At 70.0% G+C, this 13209-nt stretch carries 13 protein-coding genes; 8 read left to right on the top strand and 5 right to left on the bottom strand.

The genetic code is table 11. The features are described 5' to 3' along the window. Positions 1-784 precede the first annotated feature (784 nt). Complete coding sequence (locus tag ABZU72_RS23510; RefSeq protein WP_355021204.1) at positions 785-2557, bottom strand: hypothetical protein; 1773 nt, start codon at positions 2555-2557, stop codon at positions 785-787. 268 nt (positions 2558-2825) lie between these two features. Between ABZU72_RS23510 and ABZU72_RS23505 the strand changes: the two genes are divergently transcribed. After that, positions 2826-3530: an SGNH/GDSL hydrolase family protein gene (locus ABZU72_RS23505; protein WP_355021203.1), complete on the top strand. Its 705-nt coding sequence runs from the start codon at positions 2826-2828 to the stop codon at positions 3528-3530. A gap of 9 nt (positions 3531-3539) precedes the next feature. On the opposite strand, the gene ABZU72_RS23500 is transcribed toward ABZU72_RS23505, so the two are convergent. The 4 genes from ABZU72_RS23500 to ABZU72_RS23485 are packed head-to-tail and all read right to left on the bottom strand — an operon-like array spanning position 3540 to position 7483. Beyond that, complete coding sequence (locus tag ABZU72_RS23500; RefSeq protein ID WP_355021202.1) at positions 3540-3857, bottom strand: DUF4387 domain-containing protein; 318 nt, start codon at positions 3855-3857, stop codon at positions 3540-3542. After that, the gene (locus ABZU72_RS23495) at positions 3850-5244 is read right to left on the bottom strand and encodes an acyclic terpene utilization AtuA family protein (RefSeq protein WP_355021201.1); all 1395 of its coding nucleotides are present in this window, start codon (positions 5242-5244) and stop codon (positions 3850-3852) included. The genes ABZU72_RS23500 and ABZU72_RS23495 overlap by 8 nt, the downstream gene beginning before the upstream one ends. Beyond that, positions 5241-6203: a phosphoglycerate dehydrogenase gene (locus ABZU72_RS23490; RefSeq protein WP_355021200.1), complete on the bottom strand. Its 963-nt coding sequence runs from the start codon at positions 6201-6203 to the stop codon at positions 5241-5243. The genes ABZU72_RS23495 and ABZU72_RS23490 overlap by 4 nt, the downstream gene beginning before the upstream one ends. Next, complete coding sequence (locus ABZU72_RS23485) at positions 6200-7483, bottom strand: MFS transporter (protein WP_355021199.1); 1284 nt, start codon at positions 7481-7483, stop codon at positions 6200-6202. The genes ABZU72_RS23490 and ABZU72_RS23485 overlap by 4 nt, the downstream gene beginning before the upstream one ends. 131 nt (positions 7484-7614) lie before the next feature. On the opposite strand from ABZU72_RS23485, the gene ABZU72_RS23480 reads away from it, so the two are divergent. The 7 genes from ABZU72_RS23480 (at position 7615) to ABZU72_RS23450 (ending at position 13193) form a co-directional block, all read left to right on the top strand. Further along, positions 7615-8328 (top strand): GntR family transcriptional regulator, encoded by a 714-nt coding sequence (locus tag ABZU72_RS23480; protein ID WP_355021198.1) that lies wholly within the window; start codon positions 7615-7617, stop codon positions 8326-8328. A 2-nt stretch (positions 8329-8330) separates the two neighbouring features. After that, positions 8331-9251 (top strand): AEC family transporter, encoded by a 921-nt coding sequence (locus tag ABZU72_RS23475; RefSeq protein ID WP_355021197.1) that lies wholly within the window; start codon positions 8331-8333, stop codon positions 9249-9251. A gap of 119 nt (positions 9252-9370) precedes the next feature. Then, positions 9371-9769: a DUF1707 domain-containing protein gene (locus tag ABZU72_RS23470; RefSeq protein WP_355021196.1), complete on the top strand. Its 399-nt coding sequence runs from the start codon at positions 9371-9373 to the stop codon at positions 9767-9769. A gap of 81 nt (positions 9770-9850) precedes the next feature. Further along, the gene (locus ABZU72_RS23465) at positions 9851-10831 is read left to right on the top strand and encodes an ABC transporter substrate-binding protein (RefSeq protein ID WP_355021195.1); all 981 of its coding nucleotides are present in this window, start codon (positions 9851-9853) and stop codon (positions 10829-10831) included. Continuing rightward, positions 10828-11610, top strand: a complete 783-nt coding sequence (locus tag ABZU72_RS23460; protein WP_355021194.1) for an ABC transporter permease — start codon at positions 10828-10830, stop codon at positions 11608-11610. The genes ABZU72_RS23465 and ABZU72_RS23460 overlap by 4 nt, the downstream gene beginning before the upstream one ends. Then, on the top strand, positions 11607-12383 hold the full coding sequence (locus tag ABZU72_RS23455; RefSeq protein WP_355021193.1) for an ABC transporter permease subunit: 777 nt from the start codon (positions 11607-11609) through the stop codon (positions 12381-12383). The genes ABZU72_RS23460 and ABZU72_RS23455 overlap by 4 nt, the downstream gene beginning before the upstream one ends. A gap of 21 nt (positions 12384-12404) precedes the next feature. Continuing rightward, positions 12405-13193 (top strand): ABC transporter ATP-binding protein, encoded by a 789-nt coding sequence (locus ABZU72_RS23450; RefSeq protein ID WP_355021192.1) that lies wholly within the window; start codon positions 12405-12407, stop codon positions 13191-13193. The last annotated feature ends 16 nt before the right edge of the window (positions 13194-13209 follow it).

The raw sequence follows: 13209 nt of genomic DNA, 5'->3' as shown, positions 1-13209 counted from the left end.
CGGCCGGCGAAGCCGGCGGGCGAAGCCCGTCCTTGACGCGGTGCGCGATCGAGAAACACTCAAATCAAGGGTCGGCGGCGAACCTTGAAACGAAGAACAGCCACCAAGCGAGCTTTCCCCAGCAAGAACCGTGTTGGTCTCGACACGCCTCCGCCTAGCGGCTCCGGCGGCTCGACCAGCGGGGAGGAGGGCTCGACCAGCGAGCAGAGCCCACGGAGAACCAGATCCACGTATCCACCACCCCACCAGCCCCCACAGTCTCAGACCACGACGGATCACAACCTTCGGTGACGTGCGACCAAAACCCAGCCGCCGCACGATTCCGCTCCTGATAAGCGACACCCCACTCCCCCGGAGATTCAGAGACAACAGCCCGAGCAAATTGGAGCCCAACCCCACCCCGACGAGCCCCGGCAACGACAAAGAAGCTGTTCAAGATGCGTACACGCTGGTCAGCATCCCGAACGAGAGCGAACCCGATGGGATGAACCCCGGCGGTGAGGATCCAGGCGCACCAACCCGGGTCGGAGCGAAGAGCCGCGTCGAGCCACTCGGACCGGAACGTGCCGTCGGCGAACGGGAGGGCGGAACTGAAGCCCGACATGTCGTGACGAAAGAGCAGCCAGAGATGGCGGAGGGCGAGATGGTCCTCGGCCCGGGCGAGACGGGCGGTGAGGGGGCGAGGAAGGTCGAGGTCGGTGTGGAGGGTCGTCATACACGAAAGCCTCGGAGCGCGGTGCGCTCCGAGGCCTTCGGTCATTCTCTCATGCCATAAGGCGAAGGATCAGGCGACGTGGAAGTCGCTAACGTTGACGTCGACGGCCTCGACGTCGATGTCGAAGTAGTCCTCGACGGCCTCGATGACCTGGGTGCGGATGGTGACGGCGTTGGCCTTGACCGGGGTGCCGTACTCGATCACGTAGGACACGGTGATGTTGGCGACGTCGTCGGCGATGTCGACCACGGTGCCCTCGTCGTCGATGGCGTGTACGCCCTCGACCTTGGCCACGATGTGGTGGACCAGGCGCTCGACGAGACCCTCGCTCACCGTCGAGGTCCCGCGCTCCTCGCGGGCGGCACGGGCGGCGCGAAGGACACCTGTCAGGGTCGAGTCGGCGGTCGGCTCCGGCTCGACGACCGGCTCCGGCGCGAAGCCGGGGGCCGGGGTCTCGGACACGATCTCCTCGGTCGCGTCGGGCTCCTCGACCGACTCGGTCTCGTCGGTCACGGTGTCGACGGCGTCGGCGACCTCATCAGCCGGCGCCTCGGTGGCGTCCTCGGTCAGCGCCTCATCGACGATCGCCTCGGTCTCCTCGACCTCGTCCTCGGTCTCCACCGGCGCCTCCTCGACGACGTCGGTCGGCTCGACGGCGGCCTCGACCTCCTCGGTGGTCTCGGCAGGCTCGTCAACGGCCTCCTCCGCAGCCTCGGCAGTCACGTCGGTGTCCTCGGCCTCGACCTCCACCGGCTCCTCCTCGGCAGCGACCTCGTCGACAGCGATCTCCTCGGCCGGCGCCTCGTCCTCGACGACGTCGATGATCTCCGCGTCGTCCTCGACCGACTCGGTCACGTCAGCAGCCTCGTCGACAACCTCGTCGGCCGGCTCGTCGTCGACCTCCACAGACTCGGTCAGCTCGTCCTCCGCCTCACCGACGGTCTCCTCGGTCACCTCGGCCTCGAGCTCGACCGATTCGGTCACGTCGGCCGGCTCGAAGGACTCGACGACCTCGGCCTCGGACGCCTCATCCTCGTCCGCGGTCACCACGACGTCCTCGACCTCGGTCGGCTCCTCGACGGCGACCTCCTCGGCGAGCGCCTCACCCTCCGGCTCGACGACGGTCTCCTCGGCCTCGTCGGACTCGATCGCGTCGGCGGGCACGAAGGTGTCCTCGGCGTCGACCTCGACCCCGTCGGTCTCGGTGACCTCAGCGACGTCCTCGGTGACGACCTCGTCCGCGGTGTCCGTCACCTCGGCGTCGGCCGCGTCGACGACGGCTTCGGTCTCGACCGGCGCCTCATCGACTGGCGCCTCCTCAGCCGGCTCCTCGACCTCGGTCGCCTCGACCTCCTCGGTGGCCTCGGCGACCGGGGCTTCGGCGTCGACGCCCTCGAGCGGCGCCTCGTACGTGCCCTCGGTCTCGACCGCCTCGGCCGGAACCTCGTCGACAACCTCGACAGGCTCGGTCTCGGCGACCTCGACCACGACGTCGCTGCTCACCTCGCCACCGATCTCAACAGTCTCGACGGCGAGCTCGGCAACCTCGGCGGCCGGAGCCTCCTCGGTGTCGGTGACGACGTGCTCGGGGTCGGAGAGCGGGTCGACCGAGGGGGCCTCGGCGAGGGGCTCGATGACGGTCTCGGCAACCGGCTCGACAGCCGGCACCACAACCGGCTCGGCGACCGGCGGCGCAGGGGGCTCGGTGACGTACGCGCTGGCCTCGGTGGTGGCCAGGCTCTCGCCGTAGCCGGGGGCGGGGGCGTCGATCGACTCCCCCTCCCCTGCCTTCGGCTGCTCGGTCTTGTGACGGTTGAAGATGCCGCTGATGAAGTCGGACATGGCTTCGCATTCCTTCGAGTGAGGGGAGGGTTTTGGTCGAGCGCTCACAACTGGGCGTGATGCTAGGGCTGGCACGCGGTGAGTCGGGTCACGTGTCTTTGATTCCCTTGTCTTGTACCCCAACGGTGACCGGCATGAGGAGTGCCTGTGTCAAACCTTCCGGGGACATTCGCCCTCCGTTCAGCCAACGTCGGAGACCCACCGCAGCACGCGCTGTAGAACGACGGAAGAGCACGTACGTCACGACAGAACCGCTCGGGGAGAGACGATGAATCCACTGCTGCTCCCACTGGTCGCCGTACAGGCCGCGTACGTCCACCGGACCATCGGAAAAGAGCCGCGTCCGGAGGGTCCGACGAAGGGTTTCGTGCCTGCGCCGGGGGCGGAGGAAACACCCATCCCGCTGCGCCTGCTGGTGATCGGCGACTCGTCCGCGTCGGGGCGTGGCGCACCCACCCACGACCTCGCCTTCGCCGGGTCGATGGCGCGCGCGATCGCGAAGCGGACCGAGCGTCCGGTCGAGTGGCGAGCGCTCGGGAAGTACGGCGCGACCAGCGAACGGATCCGGCACGGCATCCTCACCAAGGTCACCGGTGAGTGGGACCTCGCCGTGCTCCTGGTGGGCGTCAACGACATCCTCGCGCGCCGCTCGGTCGAGGCCTGGACGCGCGATCTGACCGCGATCGTCGAGACCCTTCAGGAGCACGCCGCACACACGGTGCTCCCGGGGATCCCGGAGTTCGGCGCGTTCCCCTCACTCCCCCGAACCCTGCGGCGCTACCTCGCCGAGCACGGGAAGGCGCTCGACGTGGCAGCGCGGCTGGTCTGCGCCGGACGTACGTCGGTGCAGTGGGTCAGCTCCGCCGACCTCGGTCCCGCGGAGCCGTCCTTCTTCGCCGCCGACGGCTTCCACGCCTCGCCGGCGGGCTATGAGCGCTGGGCGCAGGCGATCTGCGACCACCTCGACCTCTAGCGTCGATCTCTAGCTGGGCACCACCAGCTGCGCGAGCGGTACGTGGTGCTGGCCGGCGTGGGTGTCGCGGTCGCGCAGCGAGCCCTGCGAGACCGGGCGCGGGTAGGAGATCTTGACGACGTTGAGCGACGGGAGCCGGAAGATCTGGACCGACCCGGGATCGACCCGGTAGAGACCGGCGACGACGTCCTCGTCAAGGAAGGTCTCGTCGGCCGCGATCCGGTAGCCCTCCGCGTCGCGCATGAACAGCTCCATCGTGATCCAGAACGGACCGGCGTTCTTGGAGCGGACCTCGATCGCGAGGTCCCCCAGGGTGGTCTCAGACATCGTGCTTCTCTCCGATCTCGGTGCTGAACTCGGTGCGGAACATCGCGGTCGGCGCGAGGCTGTCGACGGCGTGGTTGAGCACGAACTCGTACGCAGCGCCTCGCTCGACCTCGGCCGGCGACCCGGGGAACGCCAGGCTGGGCAGGTAGTCCATGTCCTGGGCCGGCAGGTGCAGCATCAGCGGGTTGGCGACCTTGGCGACCGCGGTGGCCAATGCCTGGTCGGCGGCGCGGACGAGCAGCATCACCCCGACCTCGCGCGGCGGCTCGGTGGACGGGTCGAGGTCTCCGAGGACCGCGTTGTAGCCGTAGAGGCGTAGGTCGTAGTCGTAATCTTCCCTGGTCAGGCCGAGGGTCTGCTCGACCCGCTGGGTGAACACGACATGCATCAGCGAGGCCCACCCCTCGATGTCCTTCAGGATCAGCGGGTCCCGGATCGCGGAGAACGACATGGTCTCGTAGCCGGTGATCCGGGCACCCTCGAGCTTGATCGTGTGCTGCTCGGCGTGGTGGAACCGTGACCCCTCGACCCGCACCCGCCGCTCGTCGAGCGCGGTGTAGACGGCATCGCGCACGTCCAGCGTGCCGCCCGGCTCCCGCATCTCGAACGGGTTCGCCGTCTCGTACAGCATGTGGGCGGCCACCGAGATCGGCGTGCACGCGGCGCTCTCGTCGAGCGGCTCGATGGTGAACCCGGTTCGGTCGATGGTCGCGAAGACCCCGCCCATCCGCGGATTGGTTGTGCACTGGCCACCGCACTCGACGATCTTGGCCGCGTGCCAGGTCGGCCCGGCGGGCATCCCCTTCAGCAAGGCGTACGCAGCGGCGTTGGCCGTGTCGGTCGCCCGCCCAGCCAGGACCACCTGAGCCCCGGCCGAGAGCGCCTCGGCGATCGGCTCGTGGCCCATCATGGCGACTATGTGGGTGCAGTCCTCGAGGGTCGCGCCGTCGAGGTCGCCCAGCGGCGGCAACGGGTGGATCCGGCCGGCCTCGAGCGGCTCCTTCAGGTCGGCGGCCCGCTGCTCGCTGTAGATCCGGGCGACCTTCATCGACAGGCCCTCCTCGGCGAGCAGGCCGGCGACGATCCCGGCGACCCAGTCGACGCCGTCGTCGGTGCCGCTGGTGCCGCAGGAGCCGACGATGAGCGGGATCCCGGCCCCGGCCGCTGCCCGGAGCAGGAGCCGCAGGTCGCGGGCGACCGCGGCGGCGGTGGTCTTCGGCTTCGAGGCGCCCAGGTAGTAGGGACCGGAGTCGGTGGAGCCGCCGTCGACGGCGATCACGTCCGCTCCCAGCGCGATCCCACGGGTGATCGTCTCCTCCGGGAACCCGGCGCCGAGCATCCCGCTGGGCACCAAGATGCTGACGGAGTCAGCGTTGTCGCTGGTCATCTGTTGTTTCTCTCCTCGATCAGGTGGACATTGACAGCATGTTTCGGGCAGCCCGCGAGCGCGTCGAGGAGCTCGCGGGCTCCCTCGAGGCCGGCGGCCCGGCGGGCCTCGGCGGTCTGCCCGGCCAGGTGGGAGTGGACGACGATCCCGGGCACCCCGCGCAGCGGGCTCTCGGCCGGCAGCGGCTCCTCGGCGACCACGTCGAGCGCGGCCCCGGCGATCCGGCCCTCGTGTACGGCGGCCGCGAGCGCGTCCTCATCGACGATCGGGCCTCGGGCGGTGTTCACCAGCACCGCCCCCGGCTTCATCAGCGCGAAGGAGCCAGCATCGAGCATCCCCCTCGTCCGCGAGGTGAGCGCGGTGTGGACCGAGACGAAGTCGGCTTCCGCCAGCAGCTCGGGCAGCTCGACGAACCGGACCTCCGGGTCGGTCCGCTCGGCTTCGGCGACGGCGGTGGTGCACAGCACCCTCATCCCGAACGCCCGGGCCAGCGGCACGACGGCACGGGCGGCGGCGCCGTAGCCGATCAGGCCCAGGGTGGAGCCACGCAGCTCCCGGCCGTCCTCGCGTGGCCAGCCGCCGGACGCGACGCCGGTCGCACTTTCGACCAGCCGGCGGGAGGAGGCGAGGAGCAGTCCCATCGTGTACTCGGCGACCGCGTTGGCGTTGATCCCGGGCAGGTTGCTGACCGTGATCCCGGCACGCGCGGCCGCTTCGACGTCGATCGCGTCGTAGCCGACCCCGGTGCGTACGACCGCCCTCAGACGGTCCGCGGACGCGAGGACCTCGGCGGTGAGCGGGTCGTGACCGACCAGCGCGCCCTCCACCCCGGCGAGGTCCGCGACCAGCTCCCCGGACCGGTAGCGGGTCTCGTGGCCCCGCGAGCGGAGGAGGTCGTCGACCTCGCCGCCGGGCCGCAGGTAGTCGGTGGTGATCAGGATCCGGGCCACCGCGCTCACACCGCCCTCTCGACGTCGCCGCGCCGCTGGAGGCGGTCGATCCGCACCACGATCACGACCGCGATCGCCGCGACGACCGCGATGTCGAGCAGCATCGTCTGCCAGCCCAGGATGTCGACGGCCCCGCCGATCAGGGCCGGACCGAGGAACGCACCGCTCTGCCACCCCACCGCATAGAGCGCTGCGTACGTCCCGAAGACCCGCGCCGACGGCGCCAGGTTCCACAGCACGACGACGGCGTTGACCAGGAAGGCCGAGGCACCGGCGGCGCCGATGCAGAACGCCACCACGGTGCCGGTCGGGGTCTGCACCAGGGTGCCGAGGACCATGGCGGCCGCGAAGATCGCCATCCCGGCGATCATCGTGCGCAGCCGGCCGAAGCGCTCGGCGAACAGCGCGGTCGGATAGGCCGCGAGCAGGAACGCGACCCCGCTCGGCAAGGTGAGACCGCCCGCGTCGCCGCGCGAGAGCCCGAGGGTCTCCATGCCGTAGGGCGTGACCAGCGCGCGTGAGCCGGCCCAGGCGCTGCCGAAGACGAGGATCGCCACGATCAGCAGCAGCCGGCTGCGGTCGGTGTCGCGCACGATCTCCCAGATGGTGTCGCGGATGCGGGCCTGTCCGACCGAGGTCGACTCCTCGGCGGCGTCCTCGGCCACCGCCGCCTGGTAACCGGGCGAGGAGCTGTCGCGGATCGAGAGGCACAGCACGGTGACCGAGACGAGGGTGATCAGCGCGATCAGCGCGAAGGCGAGGGTCGGGTGGTCGTCGACCAGGAGGATGCTGACCAGGGCCGCGACGATGACGGTGAGGCTGGAGGCGATCTTGACGGCGGCGTTGGCCCGGCTGCGCCGCTCGGGCGCGATGAAGTCGGGCACCAGTGCCTCGCCGATCGGCTTGAACGAGTTCGAGACCAGCGCGAACGCGACGATGACGACGATCAGCAGCGGCAGCGAGTCAGCGGTGTGCGGCAGGGTCACGAACAGCAGCGCCGCGATCGGCATCCCGACGGCGAGGTAGGGCATCCGCCGGCCCCAACAGGTGCGCGTCCGGTCGGACCGGTTGGCCATCCACGGCTGGATGAAGATGCCGAGCAGGTTGTCCATGCCCATGATGAAGCCGACGAGGGCGGCGCTGGCCAGGTGGTCGCGCAGCAGCGGCGGCACCTGGCTGTCGTAGAAGTTCCACATCGACTCCTGGGCGAAGACCGCCAGCGCTACGAGGAGGGTGATCCGGCGGGGCCCGAGCTGCCGTGGTGGTGCGGTGGGGATGGTGGTGCTCACGAGACGGACCTCCGTGATCTCTGCATGGTCCCGGCATGGACCCTGCGGCTGTGGCGGCGCTCACAGTAGTTTTGCTACAGCAAAATAGTCAAGAGGTGGCATTGTTGGAAAAGTGGCCTAGGATCAGGACCATGTCGATCTCCTCCCCCGAGACCACCCCGGAGACCACGACGGTGGCCGAGCGCGTGTATCAGGCCTTACGCAGCCAGATCGGCTCCGGTGAGCTCGAGCCCGGCGCCAAGGTGACCGAGCGAGGCATGGCCGAGCGCCTCGGCGTCAGCCCGACCCCGGTCCGCGAGGCGATCCGGCGGCTCGAGCTCGACGGCCTCGTGGAGCGGGTCGGCCCGCGTACGACGCTGGTGGCCCGGATCGAGGAGGACGCCAGCCACGACCTGGCCGAGGTGGAGGTCGCGCTGCGCGGCCTGGCCGCCCGGTTCGCCGCCCGGCATGCGACCGACGACGAGCTCGACGAGCTCGACCGGCTGCTCGACGAGGCCGACGACCTGGTGATCCTGATCCGGGCACGCCATCGCGACGGCAAGCCGGTCGAGAAGCACGCCGACCGCTTCCTCGACGTCCTCGGCAGCTTCAACCAGCAGGTCAACACCGCGGCCCACAACCCGGTTCTCGTACGCCTCCTCGAGCAGTCGCGCTCGCTGAGCCGGTCACGGCAGCGGGAGATCTCCCGGGCACACCTGCTCGCCGGCGACGAGTTCGGCGCCGACCGCTACGCCGAGCACCGCGCCCTCGTGATCGCCCTGCGCGCTCGCGACGCCGCCGAGTCCGAACGCATCGTCACCGAGCACGCCGCCCGCGGGCTCCTCGACCTGCGGCGCGAGCAGTAGACGTGGCGGGAGTCTTCACCGGCTTCGCCACGATCACCGTCCTCATCGCCCTCGGCGCCCTGCTCGCCCAGCTCCGGATCCTCGACGAGCGCGGTCAGCGGACGCTCTCGACGGTCGCGTTCTACGTCGCCAGCCCGGCGCTGCTCATCACGGTCATGGACGACAGCGACCTCGGCTTCGTGCTCTCCGGCAACCTGGTCGCGGTCGCCGGCGGCGTGCTCGTCGCCGCGACGCTCGTGGCCACCGTCGAGACGCTGCGCCGCCGCGGCCTGGGCGACACGGTGGTCGCGGTCCTGTGCGGCTCCTACGCGAACGCCGGCAACCTCGGCCTGCCGATCGCGGCGTACGTCCTGGGCGACCCGGTCCTGGTCGCGCCGACCTTGCTGCTGCAGATGCTGGTGCTCCAGCCGCTGGCGCTGGTCCTGCTCGACGCCGACGCGAGCACGACGAAGCTGTCGTTCTGGGACGTGATCCGCCGCCCGCTGACCAACCCGATCACCGTCGCCTCCTTGATCGGGGTGGGGCTCTCCGTCACCGATCTCGACCTGCCCACAGCGGTCTCGGACCCGCTGGAGCTGGTCGCCGGGATGGCGGTCCCCTCGATGCTGATCGCCTACGGCGTCGCGCTGCGGCTCGGCCCGCTGCCCGGGCGCGGCGTCCCGGCGCTCGACCTGGCCGCCGTGGTCGCGACCAAGCAGATCGTGCAGCCGGTGGCGGCGTACGTCATCGGGCGGTTCGTGCTCGGCCTCGACGCCGAGGCGCTGCTGGCCGTGACCGTGCTCTCCGCGCTGCCGACGGCCCAGAACGTGTTCGTCGTCGCGCAGCGTTACAACCGCGCCACCCTGCTGGCCCGCGACGTCATCTTCGTCAGCACGCTGGCCACGGTGCCGGCGATCCTGCTGGTCGTGCTGCTGCTCACCTAGCCCCAGAGCCACTCCCGACCCGACCAAAGTCCCTTGCGACGGCATCTCTTCAGGCGTACCCTCGCGATATATCGGGACACTTCGCCGACAGTCGATGCAGCCTTCACAAGGGAGATGACATGAGCAACCTCGACAACCTGCGGGTGAGCGAGGCCGATCGGGAGGAGGCGTCGGCGAGGCTCGCCGAGCACTACTCGACCGGCCGGCTCACCGACGACGACTACTACGAGCGCCTGGACGCGGTCTGGTCCGCGAAGGTCCGTGCCGACATGGAGATGCTCTTCACCGACCTGCCGAAGAGCGCGCCACAGCCGCCGCAGGCGGTCCGCCGTCCGCGCCGAGGCCGCCCGCGGGCGTTCCCGCTGGTCGCCTGCTTCCTTCTCGTCGCGATCGGGCTGGTCGTGATGGGCGTGCCGTGGTGGGTCTTCGCCGCGATCGGGGTCGGGGCGCTCGTCTTCCGCAAGGGACACCACCGCTCCAGCCGCTGTCACCAGCAGATGCGTCATTCCGTGCACTGAATTCCGGATTTCGTGGCCTCCACCCGCGGGCACCACTAGGTTGTGCCGCGGTCGCTACCCCACAGCCCACGAGGAGTCCCGATGAACCGCTCCCCCGCCTGCACCGCGCGTCGCGGTCTGGCAGCCGCACTCGTTCTCGCCCTGCCGCTCGCGCTCGGCGCCTGTGGTGGTGGCGAGTCCGCCGATGAGGGTGCCGGCGGCGCCACCGAGATCACGGTCGGCGTGATCCCGATCGTCGATGTCGCGCCCATCTATCTGGGGGTGGAGAAGGGGTTCTTCAAGGAGGAGGGCCTCGACGTCAACCTCGAGCTCGCCCAGGGCGGTGCCGCGATCATCCCCGCCGTGGCCAGCGGTCAATACCAGTTCGGCTTCTCCAACACGACCTCCCTGCTCCTGGCCCAGACCCAGGAAGTCCCGGTCAAGGTCGTCACCGCCGGCGTCAACGCCACCGACGACCCGGCGGCCGACATGGCCGGTGTCCTGGTCAAGGCCGGCAGCGACATCACCTCCCCCAAGGACCTGGAGGGCAAGAAGGTCGCGGTCAACACGCTCAAGAACATCAACACGACCACCACCAACGAGCTCGTCCGCCAGGACGGCGGCGACCCGACCAAGATCGAGTACGTCGAGCTGGCCTTCCCCGAGATCGGCCCGGCCATCGAGAAGGGCGACGTCGACGCGGGTCAGGTCGTCGAGCCGTTCCTCACCATCGGCACCCAGGGTGGCATGACCGACCTCGGCTCCAACTTCGTCGCCGCCGACCCGGGTCTCGCGGTCGCGGAGTACTTCACCTCGACGAACTATGCCGAGTCCGACGCCGACACAGTCGAGGCCTTCACCGCCGCCATGAACGAGTCGCTCGACTACGCCCAGCAGCACCCGGACGAGGTCAAGGAGATCCTCCCGACCTACACCGACATCGACGACAAGGTGCTCGCCGAGCTCAACATGCCGCAGTGGACCTCCGAGATCGACACCGAGTCGATCCAGAAGCTGGCGGACCTCTCGAAGGCGGACGGTCTGTTCGCCAAGGACCCGGACGTGGACGCCCTGCTTCCATGACGGTCGCCGGCCGCGGCCGGGACGCCGCCCTGGGCGTACTCGGCCTGCTCGTCGTCGTCGGGCTGGCCGAGGCGCTGCCGCGTCTCGGCCTCGTCAACGACAGCTATCTTCCGCCGGCGAGCGCGATGTTCACCGAGCTCCTCGACCAGCTCGGCGAGGCCGCCTTCTGGACCGACCTCGGCGCCACCCTCCGTGGCTGGGCCACCGGCCTGGCCATCGCGATGGCCGCCGGCATCGTGCTCGGCGTGGTCATCGGCTCGGTCGGCTTCCTGCGCGACCTGACCGCCTCCACGATCGAGTTCCTGCGCCCGATCCCCTCGGTCGCCCTGATACCCCTCGTCGTGCTCCTCTACGGCAGCCGGCCGACCTCAGCGCTGATCCTGGTCGTGTACGCCGCGTTCTGGCAGATCCTCGTGCAGGTGCTCTACGGGGTCGCCGACGTGGACCCGGTCGTACGCGACACCGCCCGCTCCTACCGCTTCTCGCGGCTGGCCACCGTCCGCACGGTCGTCTGGCCCACCGCGCTCCCCTACGTCATGACCGGCTTCCGGCTGGCCGCCTCGGTCGCCTTGATCCTGGAGATCACCGCCGAGCTGATCATCGGCGTGCCCGGCCTCGGCAAGTCCATCGGCGTCGCCCAGTCCTCCGGCGCGGTCGAGAAGACGTACGCCCTGGTCATCGTCGTCGGGATCATCGGCGTCGCCGTCAACCTGGTCGCACGGGCCCTGGAACGGCGCACGCTCCGCTGGCACGTCTCGATCCGCAGGGAGGCCCGATGAGAACTTTCAGGATGGTTGCGTACGCCCTCGCCCTCCCGATCGTGCTGGTCGCGGCGTGGTGGTTCGCGTCGGCCGGCTCCACGAACGTCTTCTGGCCACCGCTGTCCAAGATCGTCGGCGTCTTCGGGGAGACCTGGACCGCGGACCGCTGGCGCGGCGATGTGCTGCCCAGTCTGGCGCGGCTCGCGATCGGCTTTCTGCTCGCACTGGCCGGCGGCGTACTCCTCGGGGTCGTCATCGGCCTCTACCGCCCGGTCCGCGCGTTCTGCGAGCCGACACTGGAGTTCTTCCGGGCGGTGCCGCCGCCGGTACTGGTGCCGGTGATCGCGCTGTTCCTCGGCTACACCGGCGACGCGTCCAAGATCGTCACGATCGCGCTCGGCTGCCTGTGGCCGATCCTGCTCAACACCGTCGAAGGCGTACGCGGCCTGGACGAGGGCATGCTCGACACCGCCCGCTGCTACCGGTTCAGCGCCTGGACCCGGCTGAGGCAGGTGGTGCTGCGCGGGGCCTCGCCGCAGATCGCGGCGGGAGCGCGCCAGGCGCTGTCGATCGGCGTCATCCTGATGGTGATCAGCGAGCTCTTCGGCGCCAACCGCGGCCTCGGCGCCTCGATCGTGCAGTTCCAGCGCAGCTTCGCCGTGCCCCAGATGTGGACCGGGATCATCCTCCTCGGGATGCTCGGCTTCCTGCTCTCGGTCCTGTTCCGTCTCGTCGAGCACTACTCGCTCGCCTGGTACCGCGGCCTGCGCCAGGCCGACCGCGGTGCCTGACCCCGCACCTGAGGAGAACCCGTGTCAACTGCGCTGGACGTACGTGGCCTGAAGAAGACCTACACCACCGGCGGCACCTCCGTGGAGGCCATCGAGCAGCTCGACTTCTCGATCGGCCAGGGCGAGCTGGTCTGCATCGTCGGCCCCTCCGGCGCCGGCAAGACCACCCTGCTGCGCTGCATCAGCGGCCTGCTCGAGGCCACCGCCGGGGTCGTCGAGCTCGACGGCGCCCCGGTCACCGAGCCGCCGGCCGGGATGGCGGTGGTCTTCCAGGAGTACGGCCGCTCGCTGTTCCCCTGGCTCACCGTCCGGCAGAACGTCGAGCTGCCGCTCAAGGAGAAGAAGATCCCGCGGGCGCGCCGGACCGAGCTGGTCGACGAGGCGCTCTCGGCCGTCGGGCTGACCGACTCGGCCTCCTCACATCCCTGGCAGCTCTCCGGCGGCATGCAGCAGCGGGTCGCGATCGCCCGCGCGATCGCCTACGAGCCCTCGGTCCTGCTGATGGACGAGCCGTTCGCCGCCGTCGACGCCCAGACCCGGGCCGATCTCGAGGATCTCGTCCGCGAGCTGTGGAAGCGGCTCGGCGTGACCGTCCTGTTCGTCACCCACGACATCGACGAGGCCGTCTACCTCGGCGAGCGCGTGCTCGTGCTCTCCAACCGGCCGACGGTGATCCTGGAGGACGTGGCCATCGACCTCCCCGACGAGCGCGACCAGCTGACCACCCGCTCCGCTCCGCGCTTCGCGGAGCTGCGCGCACACGTCTACGAGCTGATCCAGAAGGCCAAGAAGGGAGAGCGTCCGGTCTGACGACCTCGACCGGGTC

It is taken from the genome of Nocardioides sp. NPDC004968 (assembly GCF_040608935.1).
In the GTDB taxonomy this organism is placed as follows: domain Bacteria; phylum Actinomycetota; class Actinomycetes; order Propionibacteriales; family Nocardioidaceae; genus Nocardioides.
This window is presented reverse-complemented; position numbering and strand designations above follow the sequence as displayed.

Bases quoted from the DNA above. Each gene is read 5' to 3' on its own strand.
- ABZU72_RS23510 (WP_355021204.1), bottom strand. From the start codon at position 2,557: ATGTCCGACTTCATCAGCGGCATCTTCAACCGTCACAAGACCGAGCAG.
- ABZU72_RS23505 (WP_355021203.1), top strand. From the start codon at position 2,826: ATGAATCCACTGCTGCTCCCACTGGTCGCCGTACAGGCCGCGTACGTC.
- ABZU72_RS23500 (WP_355021202.1), bottom strand. From the start codon at position 3,857: ATGTCTGAGACCACCCTGGGGGACCTCGCGATCGAGGTCCGCTCCAAG.
- ABZU72_RS23495 (WP_355021201.1), bottom strand. From the start codon at position 5,244: ATGACCAGCGACAACGCTGACTCCGTCAGCATCTTGGTGCCCAGCGGG.
- ABZU72_RS23480 (WP_355021198.1), top strand. From the start codon at position 7,615: ATGTCGATCTCCTCCCCCGAGACCACCCCGGAGACCACGACGGTGGCC.
- ABZU72_RS23470 (WP_355021196.1), top strand. From the start codon at position 9,371: ATGAGCAACCTCGACAACCTGCGGGTGAGCGAGGCCGATCGGGAGGAG.
- ABZU72_RS23465 (WP_355021195.1), top strand. From the start codon at position 9,851: ATGAACCGCTCCCCCGCCTGCACCGCGCGTCGCGGTCTGGCAGCCGCA.
- ABZU72_RS23460 (WP_355021194.1), top strand. From the start codon at position 10,828: ATGACGGTCGCCGGCCGCGGCCGGGACGCCGCCCTGGGCGTACTCGGC.
- ABZU72_RS23455 (WP_355021193.1), top strand. From the start codon at position 11,607: ATGAGAACTTTCAGGATGGTTGCGTACGCCCTCGCCCTCCCGATCGTG.